At 62.1% G+C, this 17188-nt stretch carries 14 protein-coding genes; 5 read left to right on the top strand and 9 right to left on the bottom strand.

From position 1 onward, the window contains the following. Positions 1-10 precede the first annotated feature (10 nt). Both treS and J3P91_RS17275 read right to left on the bottom strand, forming a co-directional pair. A complete protein-coding gene (treS, locus tag J3P91_RS17270; protein ID WP_434601214.1) occupies positions 11-3355 on the bottom strand; it encodes a maltose alpha-D-glucosyltransferase in 3345 nt (1114 codons plus the stop codon). A gap of 162 nt (positions 3356-3517) precedes the next feature. Continuing rightward, on the bottom strand, positions 3518-5515 hold the full coding sequence (locus tag J3P91_RS17275; protein WP_434601215.1) for an alpha-1,4-glucan--maltose-1-phosphate maltosyltransferase: 1998 nt from the start codon (positions 5513-5515) through the stop codon (positions 3518-3520). Positions 5516-5723: 208 nt separating this feature from the next. Here J3P91_RS17275 and J3P91_RS17280 point away from each other — a divergent pair, with 208 nt between their 5' ends. Beyond that, entirely contained in the window at positions 5724-5888 is a 165-nt protein-coding gene (locus J3P91_RS17280) for a hypothetical protein (protein ID WP_434573316.1), read from the top strand. Positions 5889-6027: 139 nt separating this feature from the next. Here J3P91_RS17280 and J3P91_RS17285 read toward each other — a convergent pair whose 3' ends face one another. Then, positions 6028-6528, bottom strand: coding sequence for an MgtC/SapB family protein (locus J3P91_RS17285; protein ID WP_434573314.1), 501 nt, complete (start codon positions 6526-6528; stop codon positions 6028-6030). A 136-nt stretch (positions 6529-6664) separates the two neighbouring features. On the opposite strand from J3P91_RS17285, the gene J3P91_RS17290 reads away from it, so the two are divergent. The 3 genes from J3P91_RS17290 to mapR all read left to right on the top strand — a co-directional run bounded on the left by J3P91_RS17290 (position 6665) and on the right by mapR (position 10053). Continuing rightward, the gene (locus J3P91_RS17290; protein WP_434601216.1) at positions 6665-6901 is read left to right on the top strand and encodes a DUF3203 family protein; all 237 of its coding nucleotides are present in this window, start codon (positions 6665-6667) and stop codon (positions 6899-6901) included. 192 nt (positions 6902-7093) lie between these two features. Then, positions 7094-8506 carry a cytochrome c oxidase accessory protein CcoG gene (gene ccoG, locus J3P91_RS17295; protein ID WP_434601217.1) on the top strand — a complete coding sequence of 471 codons (1413 nt, stop codon included), beginning with the start codon at positions 7094-7096 and terminating at the stop codon, positions 8504-8506. A 137-nt stretch (positions 8507-8643) separates the two neighbouring features. Continuing rightward, complete coding sequence (gene mapR, locus J3P91_RS17300; RefSeq protein WP_305500207.1) at positions 8644-10053, top strand: GntR family transcriptional regulator MpaR; 1410 nt, start codon at positions 8644-8646, stop codon at positions 10051-10053. Between the two features lie 113 nt (positions 10054-10166). On the opposite strand, the gene J3P91_RS17305 is transcribed toward mapR, so the two are convergent. After that, complete coding sequence (locus tag J3P91_RS17305; protein WP_305500206.1) at positions 10167-10913, bottom strand: SDR family oxidoreductase; 747 nt, start codon at positions 10911-10913, stop codon at positions 10167-10169. A gap of 98 nt (positions 10914-11011) precedes the next feature. Beyond that, positions 11012-11890, bottom strand: a complete 879-nt coding sequence (locus tag J3P91_RS17310; RefSeq protein WP_434601218.1) for a Dyp-type peroxidase — start codon at positions 11888-11890, stop codon at positions 11012-11014. Between the two features lie 224 nt (positions 11891-12114). On the opposite strand from J3P91_RS17310, the gene ampC reads away from it, so the two are divergent. Next, a complete protein-coding gene (gene ampC, locus J3P91_RS17315) occupies positions 12115-13263 on the top strand; it encodes a class C beta-lactamase (protein WP_434601219.1) in 1149 nt (382 codons plus the stop codon). A gap of 150 nt (positions 13264-13413) precedes the next feature. Here the strand turns inward: ampC and J3P91_RS17320 are convergent, their stop codons facing one another. The 4 genes from J3P91_RS17320 to J3P91_RS17335 form a co-directional block, all read right to left on the bottom strand. After that, the gene (locus J3P91_RS17320; RefSeq protein ID WP_434601220.1) at positions 13414-13962 is read right to left on the bottom strand and encodes a DUF4174 domain-containing protein; all 549 of its coding nucleotides are present in this window, start codon (positions 13960-13962) and stop codon (positions 13414-13416) included. A gap of 136 nt (positions 13963-14098) precedes the next feature. Further along, complete coding sequence (locus tag J3P91_RS17325; protein WP_434601221.1) at positions 14099-15457, bottom strand: erythromycin esterase family protein; 1359 nt, start codon at positions 15455-15457, stop codon at positions 14099-14101. Between the two features lie 69 nt (positions 15458-15526). After that, positions 15527-16312: a sulfite exporter TauE/SafE family protein gene (locus J3P91_RS17330; protein WP_045156451.1), complete on the bottom strand. Its 786-nt coding sequence runs from the start codon at positions 16310-16312 to the stop codon at positions 15527-15529. A gap of 110 nt (positions 16313-16422) precedes the next feature. Further along, the gene (locus J3P91_RS17335; RefSeq protein WP_434601222.1) at positions 16423-17172 is read right to left on the bottom strand and encodes a hypothetical protein; all 750 of its coding nucleotides are present in this window, start codon (positions 17170-17172) and stop codon (positions 16423-16425) included. Positions 17173-17188 lie beyond the last annotated feature (16 nt).

Here is a 17188-nt window from a genome sequence, read left to right on the forward strand (position 1 = left end):
ATTCTCTCCACTAAATCGGTCCGGCTAAATCGGAAAAGGGTTGCAGCCCACTCAACAGCCCGTACAGACCGTGCAACGGCACGGGCAGCCAGGCGGGGCGATTCTCGGCTTCATAAGCCACTTCATAGGCCGCCTTCTCCAGGCCGAACAACGCCAGCGCGGCGTCCTCGCCTTCAGGATCCTTCCACTCATGGGCAAGACTAGCTGCCGCCAGCCGATACGCCTCGACAAATGCCTGGCGGGCCTCAATCAAATAGCGGTCGGCAACCCGTTTGCGCGCCGCATCGGCGTCGGCCGTGGTGTCCACGGTGTGCAGTTGGACTGCCATCGCTGCCGCGTAATCGAAGGAACGCAGCACGCCGCTGACGTCTTTGTACGGGCTGTGCTTGCCACGCCGCTCATGCAACGGCCGCGCCGGCTCACCCTCGAAGTCGATCAGGTAGGCGTCGCCCTTGATCACCAGCACCTGCCCCAGGTGCAGGTCGCCATGCACCCGGATACGCAAGCCACCGGCGGCCTTGCCGGCCAGCTCCTGGACATGGGCCAGCACGGTTTTCCTGTGTTCCAGCAAGCGTGCGACCATGGCTTGGTCCGCCGGGTTCAATTGCCCCTGGTTCTGCTTGAGCAGACGCAAGGCATTTTCCACCTGGGCGACGACGTCCTTGCCGATCGCCTGGGCCTCTTTGGCGCTGGTGGCCTGCGGCGCGAAGTCCGGGTTGTCGGTGGACTGGGCGAGCACCTTGTGCATTTCCCCCAGGCGCTGGCCGAGCATGCCGGCGAAGTCCTTCAGCTCGCCCAGGGCGTTGTAGTGCTGTTCCTGTTCGGACACCGCGTCCGCCAGTTCGTCGCGCAAGGCGCGCTCGAGGTTGTTCTGGGTCCATTCCCACGCATCACCCTGATTGCTCAGGTAACCCTGGGCGATCATCAGCAGCGCATCCTCGCCCCTCGCGTCGCGGCGAATCACCGAACCCAGCAGCGGCGAAATATTGCTGAAGCCGGCAGCGGTCAGGTAAGCACTCATCTCCAGTTCCGGGTGCACGCCCGACGCAACCTTGCGGATCAGCTTGAGTACCAGGCTGCCGCCAACCACCACCGAACTGTTGGACTGCTCGGCGGACAGGTAGCGCACCTCCGGCTCGGCGCCAAGGTTCAGCGCCGCCAGGCCTGCGGTGGGTTCAAAACGCAACTCGCCATCGGCGCACGGCAATACCGTGTTGGCCTGGATGCCTTGCATCACGGCTCGCACGAAGCTCTCCAGGGTGAACGCATCGGTAATCAGCCCGACCTGACGCCCCCGGCGGACCCGCGACAAGGCCAGTTGCTGGGGCAGCGCCGCGCCCACCTGGTCCTCGGCCAACAGACCGAATGGCAGTTGATAGCGCAGCGTCTGACCGGCGCTGGTCACGTCGATTTCGCTCAGCAGGACAGGGCGTTGCGGATCACCGAAACGCACGCCGTAGACGATATCGACTTTCTCGATGGCGCTGTCCTTGCCGGCGAACCAGCGACGGTTCTGCAGCCAGCTTGGCAGAATGCTCTGCTCCAACGTCGTGCGTGACGGCGCCTCAAGCAATTCTTCCAGGCGCTTTTTCAGTACCAGCGTGGTGAAGTCCGGCAGGCTCTGGGCAGGTTCCACATGCCAGCTCGGCATCTGGTTTTCCGCCGCCAGGGCGAACCAGTAGAAGCCGTACGGCGCCAGTGTCAGGAGAAAATTCAACTGGCCGATGGGCGGGAAGGCATTACCCCCGAGCATCTCCACCGGGACCATGCCGGCATAGGCCGACAGGTCCAGCTCCGCCGCCTGGGCGCTACGTGAAACGTTGGCCACGCAGAGGATGATTTCATGCTTGCCATCCGGGCCGGTGTATTCCCGGGTGTAGGCAAGGATCCGGCGGTTGCTCGGCGACAGCATTTTCAGCGTGCCCCGGCCGAAGGCCTTGGACTGCTTGCGCACCGCGAGCATCCGGCGGGTCCAGTTGAGCAGCGAATGCGGATCGCCGGCCTGGGTCTCGACGTTCACCGAGAGGTAGCCGTACTGCGGATCCATGATCGGCGGCAGCACCAGGCTCGCCGGGTCGGCGCGGGAGAAACCGCCGTTGCGGTCGATGGACCACTGCATCGGCGTGCGCACGCCATCGCGGTCACCGAGGTAGATGTTGTCGCCCATGCCGATTTCATCGCCGTAGTACAAAGTCGGCGTACCGGGCATCGACAGCAGCAAACTGTTGAGCAGTTCCACACGGCGACGGTCGCGCTCCATCAGCGGCGCCAGGCGACGGCGAATGCCCAGGTTGATCCGCGCCCGGCGATCGGCCGCGTAGTAGTTCCACAGGTAGTCGCGCTCCTTGTCGGTGACCATTTCCAGGGTCAGCTCATCGTGGTTGCGCAAGAAAATCGCCCATTGGCAATTGGCTGGAATCTCCGGAGTCTGGCGCAGGATGTCAGTGATCGGGAAACGATCCTCCTGGGCCAGCGCCATGTACATGCGCGGCATCAACGGGAAGTGAAACGCCATGTGGCATTCGTCGCCATTGAGGCCTTGAGCGTCGACATCGCCAAAATACAGCTGGGTGTCTTCCGGCCACTGATTGGCCTCGGCCAGCAGCATGCGGTCGGGGTAATTGGCGTCGATCTCGGCGCGGATCAACTTGAGGACATCATGGGTCTCGGGCAGATTCTCGTTGTTGGTGCCGTCGCGCTCGATCAGGTACGGAATCGCGTCCAGGCGCAGGCCATCGATGCCCATGTCGAGCCAGTAGCGCATCACCGACAACACGGCCTTGATGACCTGCGGGTTGTCGAAGTTGAGGTCCGGCTGGTGAGAATAGAAGCGGTGCCAGAAGTACTGGCCGGCCACCGGATCCCAGGTCCAGTTGGACTTCTCGGTATCGAGGAAAATGATCCGCGTGCCGTCGTACTTGTGATCGTCATCCGACCAGACGTAAAAGTCCCGCGCCTTCGAGCCTTTCTTGGCCTTGCGCGCGCGCTGGAACCAGGGGTGCTGGTCCGAGGTGTGGTTGATGACCAGCTCGGTGATGACCCGCAGGTTGCGCTTGTGGGCCTCGGCAATGAAGCGCCGCGCATCGGCCATGGTGCCGTAGTCGGGGCTGACGCCACGGTACTCGGCGATATCATAACCGTCATCGCGCCGGGGCGAAGGATAGAACGGCAGCAGCCAGATGGTGTTGACGCCCAGGTCGGCAATGTAGTCCAGCTTCTCGATCAGCCCGGGAAAGTCGCCGATCCCGTCATTGTTGGAGTCGAAATAGGATTTGACGTGAACCTGATAGATGACCGCGTCCTTGTACCAGAGCGGGTCGTTGATAAAGGTGGCAGACCGGGGTTTCTTGGCCATTTGCAACTCCTGAAAATTCGATAAAACCGCTGGACTGGCTGGCGATATCTACGTGGCGAGGGAGCTTGCTCCCGCTGGGCTGCGTAGCGGCCCTCTGAGATCACGACTGCTGCGCAGCCGAGCGGGAGCAAGCTCCCTCGCCACGAAAGCCGTTCTCGCGCCTCACGCCACGCTGATCCGCCAGATCCCGAACGGCTGGTATGCCGGGTCAATCCGCATGAACTGGTACTTGCCGTACCAGGTCCAGCGGTGGCCGTTCATCAAATCCTCGCCCTGGGTCTGGGCATCGTCCGGCAGGCCCATCTCCCACAACGGCAACTCGAAATTGGCTTCCTGGACGTTGTGCGGATCGAGGCTTACCGCCACCAGGATGAAGTTGCTGCCATCCGGCGTGCGCTTGCCGAAGTACAGGATGTTGTCGTTCCAGGCGTTGTAGATCTTCAGGCCCAGGTGCGTATGCAGCGCCGGGTTCTGGCGGCGGATACGGTTGAGCTGAGCGATCTCGGCGATGATGTTGCCCGGCGCGGTGAAATCCCGTGGCCGGATTTCGTACTTCTCCGAATCGAGGTATTCCTCCTTGCCTGGCACCGCTGCTGATTCGCAAAGCTCGAAGCCCGAATACATGCCCCACAGGCCCGACCCCATGGTCGCCAGCGCGGCGCGAATCAGAAAACCGGCGCGCCCCGACTCGTGGAGGAACGCCGGGTTGATATCCGGTGTATTGACGAAAAAATTCGGCCGATAGCATTCGCGCAAGGGCGACTCATTGAGCTCGGTGAAATAGGTCGCCAGTTCGGCCTTGGTGTTGCGCCAGGTGAAATAGGTGTAGCTCTGGGAATAACCGACCTTGCCCAGCCGCGCCATCATCGCCGGCGTGGTGAAGGCTTCCGCCAGGAACATCACGTCTGGGTACTGCGCGCGCACATCGGCGATCAGCCACTGCCAGAACGGCAACGGCTTGGTGTGGGGATTGTCGACGCGGAATATCTTCACGCCCTCGTTGACCCAGCCCACCACAATGTCGCGCAGCTCGGTCCACAGGCTCGGTATCGCATCGGCGGCGTAGAAATCGACGTTGACGATGTCCTGGTATTTTTTCGGCGGGTTCTCCGCGTATTTGATCGTGCCGTCCGGCCGCCAGCTGAACCAGCCCGGATGCTGCTTGAGCCAGGGGTGGTCCTGGGAACACTGGATGGCGAAGTCGAGGGCGATTTCCAGGCCGTGATCGGCTGCGGCGGCCACCAGGCGGCGGAAATCCTCGCGAGTGCCCAACTGCGGGTGAATCGCCTCGTGCCCGCCCTCCTCGCTGCCAATGGCGTAAGGGCTGCCCGGATCGTCGGGGCCGGCGGTCAGGGAGTTGTTCGGACCTTTGCGGAAACTGCGCCCGATCGGGTGGATCGGCGGGAAGTACAGCACGTCGAAGCCCATGTCCTGGATCACCGCCAGGCGCGAATGCACGTCGTTGAACGTGCCGTGGCGGCTGGGATCATCGGTGATCGAGCGAGGGAACAACTCATACCAGCTTGCGAACTCGGCCCGTTCGCGTTCCACGTCCAGCGGATATTCGGGACTGATGCTCAGGTAAGGCCGATGGTCGGCCAGCGACATCAGGTCCGCGCTGCGTGGTTCAAGGAACAGCGCGACCTGTTCTTCCGGCAACAGACTCGAAAGCTGCTGGTGCAACTCGGCCAGCTGTTCGCTCAATTCCCCATCGCTGCGCTCGGCAGCCTGTTGCACATGATTGCGCCCTTCCTGCAGCTCCAGGCTGATGGGGACCCCGGCGGCGAATTTTTTTTCCAGCTCGTAGCGGAAGCTGGCGAACTGATCAAACCAGGCCTCGATGCAAAACACGTAGCGGCCGACGGCCGGTACGTTAAATTGACCGCGCCAGCTGTTGTTGCCCAGCTCGGTCATCACTTTGCTGTTCCAGATATCGTCTTCCAGCGCACGCCAGCGGATCCGCACAGCCAACTTATCGTGGCCATCGGCAAACACCTTGCTGGTCACCGTCACGTCCTGCCCCGCCAGGGCCTTGGCGGCAAACTGCCCGCCATCGATCACCGGCATGGTGTTTTCAATCGCAATACGTGGCAATAACAACGCCTGGGACAACGGCAGATGCGGGTTGTACGCCAGGTCATTTGGCTGTTCGGCAGTCATCGAGCATCGCTCCTTCTACGCCCCATGGACGCACTTGTGGCGGTAAAGGCCCAATGGGTCCCTGATTTAACTCACTTAAGCTCCGAACCGGACCGGCGACCAAAAGTTCAGCACGATTTACTGGCCGGCACCGGGGAATCAAACCCGTCGGGCCATGGTCAACCAGACAAGCACGACTCAAGCCACATCCACCCGGAGGCCCGATCGAATGACCATTCCCATCCCGGCCGAAACACCCGATCCGAACATCGACGACCCAACCCTGCCGCCACCCGGTCCGGATCCCGAGCCGATTCCAGAGAAGGACCCACCGCTGGACCCGCAACCGCCTTTGGGAGATCCGCCGAGCGAGGCGCCGCCGGAGCGGGTTTGACTCGACAGATCAGTGATAAACCTGTGGGAGCGAGCCTGCTCGCGAAAGCGGTGTGTCAGTCAGCATAGGTGGTGCTGATTACTCCGCCTTCGCGAGCAGGCTCGCTCCCACAGAATTCCATGCCCAGTCCGGCGAATGGTTACAACTTTTCGTCCTTTTCCAGCGCCCGAACAATCATCGGCATCACACTGAAAATCGCCAGCGCCAGCACCGTACTGAGCAACGCTGTCGCTTCCCGGCCCAATCCGGCGGCAACGCCGATGGCGGCGGTCATCCACAGGCCGGCGGCGGTGGTCAGGCCTTTTACGTGGCTTTCGTCGCCATTGTCGTTTTTCAGGATGGTGCCGGCGCCGAGGAAGCCGATGCCAGCGACGACGCCCTGAATCACCCGGCTCATCGCGTCGGCCTGGGAGCCGGACATCTGCGGCACCAACACGAACAGCGCGGCGCCCAGCGCCACCAGCATATGGGTGCGCACGCCGGCGGCCTTGCCCTTGTGCTCACGCTCGAACCCAAGGATGCCCCCCAGCAGTGCAGCCATTACCAGGCGCACCGTCACCCGTGTCATCTGCTCGGTATCGGTGATGTCGGCGAATTCAGCTTGCAGGGTTATCCAGACTTCATCCCACCACGATTCCATGGACCTTCCTCTCTTCACTCGATAAATGATGGACCACAAGCGATGCGAGACGTGCGACCGACCGCTGATCAGCCGCAACGAACCCTGCCGGCGGCACGCCACCTAACGTTCAGACATTGAAGGAAGGAGCATCAACATGACTGTACGAATCGATGACAACCGGACCTGCCACTTCGACACCCCCAACGGCCAGGAACAGCGACCGGCGAGCGAGTTGACGATCATTACCGACCCGGACAAGGCCATGTCAGCCGTGGAGCTCAATGGCGGGCGGGTCTACCTGACCGAGGCGGAAGTGGACGCCCTGACCGTGGCCGGAGCGGCTGACGGACGGCGGAACCTGAAGGCGACTGACAGCGACTCAGTGATCTGACTCCACGCTGGCGAGGGAGCTTGCTCCCTTGCCACTGAGCGTTGTTCGGTCATTGCCGGGTGCATCAAAGTGTCGCAGGGCCGGGGGCGCGGGGCATCTGATCCGGTTTTTATCCCGCTACCTGAGTCTGTTATGCAAACAGTTCGATGGTCATAGTGCGCCGGCCAGATAGCGGCTGATGAGCGACCGACCATGAGCGAAAGAATCCCCGCCCAGTTGATACAGACCTTCGACCCCGCACCCACGAGAATCAGGGCCAGGACTACCGACAACCTGATCCACACCCGTAGCTTCAGCGGTTTGTTTCGTACCCTGCGCATCAGCGGTGCCGGCGTCCTGTTCCTGCTGTTCTTCGGCACGGTTTGGCTGGACTGGAACGGTCGCCAGGCAGTGCTCTGGGATCTTTCCGAGAGCAAATTCCATATTTTCGGCGCGACCTTCTGGCCCCAGGACTTCATCCTGCTCTCGGCGTTGTTGATCATTGCCGCGTTCGGCCTGTTTGCGATTACCGTGTTCGCCGGGCGTGTGTGGTGCGGCTACACCTGTCCTCAGAGCTCATGGACCTGGATCTTCATGTGGGTCGAGAAGATCACCGAAGGTGAGCGCAACCAGCGGATCAAGCTGCAAGCCGCGCCGTGGGGCGTGAACAAACTGCTGCGACGCTTGGCCAAACATACGTTGTGGCTGGCCATCAGCCTGCTCACCGGCCTGACGTTCGTAGGCTACTTCACCCCGATCCGGCCGCTGGCGGAAGAGCTGCTGACCCTGCAAATGGCTGGCGTCAGCCTGTTCTGGGTGGTTTTTTTCACCGGGGCCACTTACCTCAACGCCGGCTGGCTGCGCGAAGCCGTGTGCATGCACATGTGCCCTTATGCGCGATTTCAAAGCGTGATGTTCGACAAGGACACGCTGGCCATTTCCTACGACGTGGCCCGTGGCGAAATTCGCGGCCCGCGCAAACGCGATGCGGTCCCGGCCAACATCGGGCTGGGCGACTGCATTGACTGCCAGATGTGCGTACAGGTCTGCCCGACCGGCATCGATATTCGCGACGGTCTGCAAATGGAGTGCATCGGCTGCGCGGCCTGCATCGACGCCTGCGATTCGATCATGGACAAGATGGGCTACGCCCGTGGCCTGATCAAATACACCTCCGAACGTCAGCTGCAAGGCGGCAAGACTCACCTGCTGCGACCACGGCTGGTCGGCTACACGGCGGTACTGATGGTCATGATCGCTGCGCTGGCCCTGGCACTGGTGGAGCGGCCAATGGTGTCGCTGGATGTGAGCAAGGACCGTGGCCTGTTCCGTGAGAACAGCCAGGGCCAGATCGAAAACATCTACAGCCTGAAGATCATCAACAAGACCCAGCAAAGCCAGGCGTACCAACTGTCGCTGGTGGACAGCGACGGTTTCGTCCTGCAAGGCAAGACCCAGTTGAGCCTGGCACCCGGAGAAATCGTCGACGTGCCGGTGTCGGTGGCGATGCTCAGCGAACGGCCCCGGAGCGGGTCCCAGGAACTGACATTCAAGGTCGCCGACAGTGATGAGCCCGATATTTACAGCGAAGCAAAAAGCCGTTTTGTAGCACCGATGAATCGGTGAAGCCTTAAGATGTGCCTTGTGATCGCGATGGCGGAACGCCAGACGACCTCAGCGTTGAATGTGCCGGCCTCATCGCGAGCAAGCTCGCTCCCACATTTAAAAACGCGAACCACGCGTTATTCCAAACCGGGCCTGCCATGAAACGCTACGAAAAATTTGCCGACGATATCGCCGAACTGATCCGCTCCGGCATGCTCGGGCCGGGCCAACGGGTGCCGTCGGTGCGCTACGCCAGCCAGACCTACGGCGTCAGTCCGTCCACCGTGTTCCAGGCCTATTACCTGCTGGAGCGACGTGGTCTGATCCGTGCCCGGCCGCGCTCCGGCTACTTCGTCAATCATCACGCGCCGAGCCCGTTCTGCGAGCCGGTCGCCAGCAGCCAGGTCCACGAGTCCACCGAGGTCGACGTCAGCGAACTGGTATTTTCGGTGCTCGACTCGATCAAGGATCCGACGACCGTACCGTTCGGCTCGGCATTCCCCAGCCCGACGCTGTTTCCCCTGCAACGCCTGTCCCGCTCGTTGTCCAGCGCCACGCGGGACATGGATCCGCGCGTAGTGGTCACCGACATGTCGCCGGGCAACCCTCAACTGCGCCGCCAGATCGCCCTGCGCTATATGGTCGGCGGGCTGATGCTGCCCATGGAGGAACTGCTCGTCACCAACGGCGCCCTGGAAGCATTGAACCTGTGCCTGCAAGCCGTGACCGAGCCGGGCGACCTGGTGGCAATCGAGGCGCCCGCGTTCTATGCCAGCCTGCAAGTGCTCGAACGGCTGAAACTCAAGGCCGTGGAAATCCCCGTCCACCCACGCGACGGCATTGATCTCGATGTGCTGGAACAGACGCTGGCGCGCCATCCGGTCAAGGCCTGCTGGTGCATGACCAGCTTCCAGAACCCGATTGGGGCGACCATGCCCGAAGCGCGCAAACAGGCCCTGGTCGAACTGTTGCGTCGCTACCAGGTGCCGTTGATCGAGGACGATGTCTATGCCGAACTCTACTACGGCCAGCAGGCTCCCAAGCCGGCGAAAGCGTTCGACACCGAAGGCCTGGTGATGCACTGCGGCTCATTCGCCAAGAGTCTGGCCCCGGGCTACCGCATCGGCTGGGTCGCCGCCGGGCGCTACGCCCGCAAGATCGAGCGGCTCAAGCTGATGACTTCACTGTGCGCCTCGATGCCGGCCCAGGCCGCCATCGCCGATTACCTGCAACATGGAGGCTACGACCGTCACCTGCGCAAGTTGCGCTACGCCCTGGAAGAACAGCAAAGCGCCATGCTCGCCGCCATAGCCCGGTATTTTCCGGCGCAGACTCGGGTGAGCCAGCCGGCGGGTGGGTACTTCTTGTGGCTGGAGCTGCCGGAGCAGATTGATTCGCTGAAACTGTTCCAGATGGCTCTGGCGCAAGGCATCAGTATCGCACCGGGGCCGATCTTTTCAGCGACCCGGCGCTTCAGGAACTGTATTCGCCTGAACTATGGCGGGCCCTGGACCGATGTGTCGGAAAAGGCCATGGAAACGTTGGGGCGGATTATTCGATCGTTCTGAGTGCGATGTTGCCCTTAGGATTGCTATCGCGAGCAAGCTCGCTCCCACAGGGGATCGCATTCCAATGTGGGAGCGAGCTTGCTCGCGATGGCGCCAGAACAGGCAACCCAGGATCAGCGCCCGCCCCCCAGCTCCACAAACGTCCCGGTCGCATACGAAGCCTTGTCCGACAGCAGCCAGATAATCGCCTCGGCCACTTCGTCCGGACGTCCGCCCCGGGCCATGGGGATCGCCGATTCCAGCTTGCTGACCCGCTCCGGATCGCCGCTGAGGGCATGGAAATCGGTGTAGATGTAGCCCGGGCGGACCGCATTGACGCGAATACCTTCGCCAGCGACCTCCTTGGAAAGGCCGACCGTGAAGGTGTCCAACGCGCCCTTGGAGGCCGCGTAGTCGACATATTCACCCGGTGCGCCCAAGCGGGCGGCAACCGAGGAAACGTTGACGATGCTGCCGCCCTGCCCGCCATGCCGGGGCGACATGCGCAGCACCGCCTGCTTGGCGCACAACATCGGCCCGAGCACGTTGGTCTTCAGGATCTTGAGCATGCGGAACTCGGACATTTCATCGAGTCGGGACTTGTGGGCAACCGTACCGGCGTTGTTCACCAGGGCGGTGACGCGGCCCAGCTCGGTGTCCACGCGGTTGAACAGGCCGACCACTTCGTCCTCGATGCTCACGTCGGCCCGCACCGCAATGGCCTGCGCGCCCTTGGCACGGATCTGGGCGAGCACATCCTGGGCAGCGTTTTCATCCGACTGGTAGTTGATGCAGATCCGATAGCCCAGGTCGGCCGCCAACAACGCCGTGGCCGCCCCGATCCCACGCCCGCCACCGGTGATGACGATGACTTTATCCACGCTTGCTCTCCCGTTTCCAGGCAAATACGTCGGGCCCAAGGATAGCGTTGACTCGACGATTTGCACAACGCGACCGGCCTGTCGGGGCGGGACGCTGCTTAGCGGGCGAGAGCCCGCAGGTCCAGGCGCCCGTCCAACTGCGGCGGGCACCAGTAGTAACCACCGGTAATCGGCCGGCTCATGCGATACAGGCCATCGGTAATACCGTCCTCCAGACCGCTCATGCGCCGCAATTGCGCCTCGAAGGCGTCCAGGGAAAAACCGAACGCCAGGAACATCAGGCCAGCGCGGTCACCTTCGATCCAGGGCATGGAACGGCGTACGACAAAAGCCTCCGGAGCAAAGCTTTCCTGGGCCGTGCGCTTGACGTGGGCAGACTCAGGCGCATCTTCAAGCTCTTCGTTATCGCTCAGGCGCCGGCCCATGATGTTGTCTCGCTCATGGGGCTGCATCGAGGCGAAACCGTCCAGGTCATGCTGCCATTGCTGGATCGCAGCAAAACTGCCACCGCGCAGCCCGTCGTTGCCCTGGGCCAGGGCGGCGGCCACGGCCGCTTCGTCGTGAGGGTTTTCGGTGCCATCTTCGTAGCCGGTCAGGTCGTGGCCGGTCATGTGCCGAAAGGTTTCGTTCATCTGCACCAGACGCAGTGCCGGCGCCAATGCCGATTCGATGGCGCGACTGCGGTGCATCAGCTCGCCGCGATCTTCGCCATGCAACCAGCACCAGAGCGCGTGCTGGGTCGACGGGTTGTCCACGCCGACGCCCGCCAGCGCCGGGAACGCGCGCAAGCCCTCGACCTTGGCGCCCAGCGCCTGGACCAGCGACTCGCCAAAGCCGACTACCACGCGGCCATCCAGTTGCAGCAACAGCTTGTCGATCGCAGCCGGCAGTGCCTCGACCGATTCCAGGGCAAAAAACAGATGACGGGCCTGAGGCGGAACAGGGGTGGCGAGAATGCCGGGCTGGTAGTAACTCATGGGAACTCCTTTGGAAAGAGCCGCGAGTTTACCCGGCGGCCGCCGCTTTGTGTGGTTTGGCTTGAGGCCGGTCGCGTCAGGCCGCCGGGCTTTTTGTAGGAATGCTCCCGCATCCTTGTGGGACCATTCTGAACCTGGCCTCTACTCGATGGCCTCGGATTGCCCGACAGCGGAAAACGTCCTAGATTGACCGCCCTCAAGGAGAGCTAACGAGAGCGGTCCAGATGCACATTGCCAAATCGATACTCGCCGGGACTTTTGTCCTGGCCTGCGGGACGACCCCGGGCTTCGCCCAGGAGCGCATTGAAGACACGGTCAATGCCGTTATCCAACCCTTGATGAAAGAGCAGGACATCGCGGGCATGGCCGTGGCGATCACGCACAACGGCCAGCGCCGGTTCTTCAATTATGGCGTTGCCTCCAAAGATACGAAAAAAGCCGTCACCGAGCAGACCCTGTTCGAAGTCGGCTCGATCAGCAAGACCTTTACCGCGACACTCGGCGCCTACGCCCAGGCCCAGGGCAAACTGCAGCTGTCAGACCTCGCCGGTCGCTATGCCCCCGAATTGCGTGGCAGTGCCCTTGAAAACGCCCGCCTGCTCGATCTCGCCACCTATAGCGTGGGCGGCCTGCCGTTGCAGTTTCCCGACGATGCCGACCATCCCGACCGGATGTTCGGCTACTACAAATCCTGGAAACCGCTCTACCCGGCCGGCACCCAGCGGCTCTATTCGAACCCGAGCATCGGCTTGTTCGGCTTCCTGGCGGCCCGCAGCCTGGGTCGACCGTTTGATGAGGTGATGGAACAGACGCTGATGCCCGGGCTGGGCCTCAAGCACAGCTACGTACAAGTGCCACAAGATCAAATGGGAACCTACGCCCAAGGCTACGCCAAGGATGGCAAGCCTGTGCGGGTCGGGCCTGGCGCGCTGGCCTCCGAAGCCTATGGGGTGAAGATCAGCTCAGCGGACCTGATCCGGTTTGTCGAGGTCAATCTGCAACCCGGGAAACTGGACGCGGACCTGCAGCGAGCCATTGCTACGACACAAACAGGTTTCTACAAGGTTGGAGGGATGCACCAGGGGCTGGGCTGGGAGTTCTACCTACCTCCGCTCACCCTCGATGGCCTGCTCGCCGGCAACAGTCCACAGATGGCTTTGACGCCGCAAAAGGCCGAGCCGCTCACCCCGCCGCGCCCCGCGCCCGACGGCGCCTGGATCAACAAGACAGGGTCGACTAACGGTTTCGGCGCATACGCAGCGTTCGTCGCTGGAGAGGACTTGGGAATCGTGATGCTGGCGAACAAGAACTACCCGATTGAAGAACGGGTGAGAGCCGCGCACCAGATCCTGATGGCATTAGAAGCGCGCTGAGGTGCTTTTGTGGCGAGGGAGCTTGCTCCCGCTGGGTCGCGAAGCGGCCCCAAATCTGTCAGACGATGAGCCCGGAAAAAGCATAGGGCTGCTGCGCAGCCCAGCGGGAGCAAGCTCCCTCGCCACGGGGGCTCTCATCGCTTTCAGGAATCAGTCATCCAACGGTTTCGGCGCAGCCGCAGGCTTTGTTGCCTTGCCCGGCTTGGTGCCTTTGGCGTCCTTGGCCGGCTCGGGTTCCGGCGCTGGCGGTGGGGTTGGCGCCGTGGCTTGTTTTTCCGTCTCAGGCAGCTTGTCGACGGTATCGAACAGCGCCTTCAATTCGATCGCGCCGGAATGCTCAAGCTTCTTTTCCCCGTCCTTGCCTACCAGGATGATCTTGGTCTGCGCTCCCGCTCCCAGCTTGAGGGAACGGATCAACGCCATGGTGCTTTGCGGGTCGAGGTCTTTGGCATCACGCTGGCCGATGGTATTGAGCACGGTATAGAGCACCATGTTGCGCTCCGAGAAACCCTGCTTGCCCGCCGGCTCGTCCAAGGCTTTTTTCAGGCTGACCCACGCAGGATCGACAGAGCTGGGCGCGATGACAATCACGGGCCGGGACTTGCCCACCTCCGCCACCAGGGGTGAGTCGCCATCTGCAGCGAACAACGGGCCGGCGATGGCCAGCAAGGTAGCGAAGGTCAACGACCGAATAAGCATGCGCCTCTCCTTTTGATAATTACGCTGTACTGATTGCACATGGCGGCGATTGTTCCGCGAGAGTCGCCCGATACCGCTATTGCCTGCCCTGAAGCTTAGGCCAACGGACTCATAGCGCAACCACTGCAGGCCGGCTTCAGAGGCCAAACGGGAAGGTGTCTTCCTCGCGCTCCAGCGTGTGCGGCGTGGGCAGCGGAGTGACGGCTTCGGTCTGCTCGAACCAGAGCCAGGCATCAAATTGCTCGGCCAGTACCGCTTCGAAATAATGACTCTGGCGTTCGGTTTCAGGGCGGTAGATCACCCCGATAGCGCGTTCGAGCAGCGGCTCGGACAGCACGTCCAACAGCGCTTCGTCCGGGTCGGTCCGCCAGTCCGTAAGCGATGCGCGCACACCCGCCAGTGAAAACTCCCGCTCCCAACTGCCGGCCAGCGCCGGCACCACCTGCTTGATTTTCATCGGCGCGTCCCAGTCATCGGCTGCCGCCACGCTGCCACGGTCGGTGCCCATGCCCAGCAATACCGCGTCGCGGCCATAAGCCATGCGGCACAACTGGCCGATGTTGAACTCACCCTCCCAGCCCATTCGTGTCGCGGCGGCGTTGCCGATGTGGGAGTTATGCGCCCAGACGATCGCTTTCGCATCGGGCCCGCGATGCTCCAGCAGGCTTTGCAGGGTGTCGAACATGTGCCGGTCGCGCAGGTTCCAGGACGACTTGCCGCCGCGATACATGGCGCGGTAGTACTGTTCGGCGGCGCGCACGACGCGGGCGTTCTGCACCGCGCTGAAGAAGCTCTCGTCATCCTCGATCAACGGATCAAGGCGCTCGGCGAGCAGCGTGTTGAGCTGTTCGACCACGGCGTCTTCGCATGTCGCCAGGTTGCCGCGCTCGGTGAAATGGCCATACAGCGCCGGGTCGTCGTGCCAGGGAGTCAGACAGCCATAACGATGGCGGGCGTCACGGGCCAGGTGGGGATGGCTCTTGTCGAGGTAATCGAGTACCTCGTCGATGGAATGGCGCAGGCTGTAGACGTCCAACCCGCGAAACTCCACGCGATGAGCGTCAGGCTGGCCGAGATTGTAGCCGCGCAACCAACGGACAAAGTCCTGGACATCGGTGTTGCGCCACATCCAGCTGGGAAACCGGGCGAACGCATGCTGTTTCCAGGCCGAAGGCCCCAGGTCGCGCACGCAGCGGTCGATCTGTCCGGCATCGGGCCAGTCGGCTTCGACCGCGACAATGCCGAAGCCGTGACGCTCGATCAGGTGCCGGGTAATAGCAGCGCGGGTGCGGTAGAAATCATGGGTGCCGTGGCTGGCTTCGCCAATCAGCACGACCTTGGCATCGGCGAAGCGATCAAACATTTCGCCAAAGCTCGGGCTGTCCTCGGCAGGCAGCGGTTCGGCGTGACGGCGCAGGATGTCGGCGATGTCGGTGCGCGGTTCGGCGCGACGACGGCGCAGGCGTTGCAGCAGATCTCTGGCTGGGCTGTTCATGGATCGAGGCCTCATCAGTACCTTGTTTACAGGTATGACTATGCCGAGGCAGCCATGACTCCGACCAAATCAGAACGCGAGTTTGAAACCGATCATGGCCAACATCACCGCCAGGCAAGGGCGCAGGAGCTCGTCGGAAATGCGTCCCGACAAGTGGCTGCCCAGATAGATGCCCGGCAACGAACCGATCAGCAGAAAGCCGAGGATGTGCCAGTCCATGTTGCCCATGCTTGCGTGGCCAAGGCCCGCGACCAGGGTCAACGGCACGGCATGGGCGATTTCGGTGCCAACCAGGCGCTTGGTGACCAGGAACGGATAGAGGATGAACAGCGCGACGGTGCCCAGGGCGCCGGCGCCGATGGAAGTCAATGCGACCATCGTGCCCAGCACCAGGCCGGTGATGACAGTCAACAGGTTGAGCCGCGAGCCACTGGGGTTGTAATGGCCGCCGGCGCGGTCATGGGCAAACTGCAGCAGGCGCTTCTTGAACAGGATTGCCAGGGCGGTGGCGAACAGCACAAAGCCCAGGGCTTGCTTGATGACTGCGTTCATCGCGTCGGGAGAACTGTTCAGGCTGCTGAGAAACCACAGGGTCAGCCCAACCGCCGGCACACTGCCCAAAGTCAGCCAACCGGTGATGGCCCAGTCGATATTGCGGTTTTTCGCATGGACCAGAACGCCGCCGGATTTGGTAATGGCGGCGTACAGCAGGTCAGTCCCCACCGCCGTCGCGGGGTTGATGCCGAACCACAATAAAATGGGCGTCATCAGCGATCCGCCGCCAACGCCGGTCATCCCGACGATGAAACCGACCACCAGTCCCGCTACGACTAAACCGACATTACCGAAATCCATCAAACCCGTCTCAGCGCGACCGCATGAAAAATCTGGCCGCGAGCATAGCGATTTTTCTTATAACTCCCTATATCGATGTGATCTATGTTTATTCCATTTGCACGACGCAGCTACTGAACAGGCAGGAAATTGAGAAACAGCAGACTCTGCGCATAATTCAAGCCGATTCGCCGATAGCGCTCGTCCAGCATCTGGGTCAGCAGGTCGAGGCGCGCGACGATCTTCCCGAACTCCACGGCAAAGCTCAGGTTGCTGCCCTCCTCCGAGATTTCATTGGAGAACAGCATCGGCGTGCCGTCCTTGTTCTGCCGCTGGCCCAACAGCCACGTGGCTTTCTCGATGTTGCGCGCCGCGTTGCTGACGAAGCGCGGATCGATGGTGTCGGTCATGTAGAACTCGAGACGGTTGCCATGAGCCGTCACCAGCATGCTGCCAATGGCATAGATGAACGCTCCGACCCGGTCACCGAGAAACTCGGGACTCATCGCATAGCTCAGGGCTGCCAGGTCCTTCCTGTTGCCCAGGGCCGGCAACGGTTGCTGCTGTTCAATCGCCTCGCGCACTTGCTTGACGGCGATACGGGCATCGAGAAAGCCGGATTTGCGCAGTTCTTCCGGGTTGCGCAGGTAGAGCTTGTGCATCAGCAGGTAAAGGCTCTGCAGGTTGTCATGCATCGACAGCGTGGCCATGCGGTCGACGCTGGTCTGCAAGAACTCCTGGGGCCTGGCATTGCTGAACTGGGTAACCATGTCCCGGCCTTGCTGATGGCTGCATCCGCCGCTGAGCATCAGCAACAGGCTCGCCAGCAGCAAGCCGCAGCGACGTGGCAAGACCCTCACGGAATGTAAGACAGCGGCCATCGAATCTCGGTCTGGG

It is taken from the genome of Pseudomonas sp. Z4-7 (genome assembly GCF_051131965.1).
Classification (GTDB): domain Bacteria; phylum Pseudomonadota; class Gammaproteobacteria; order Pseudomonadales; family Pseudomonadaceae; genus Aquipseudomonas.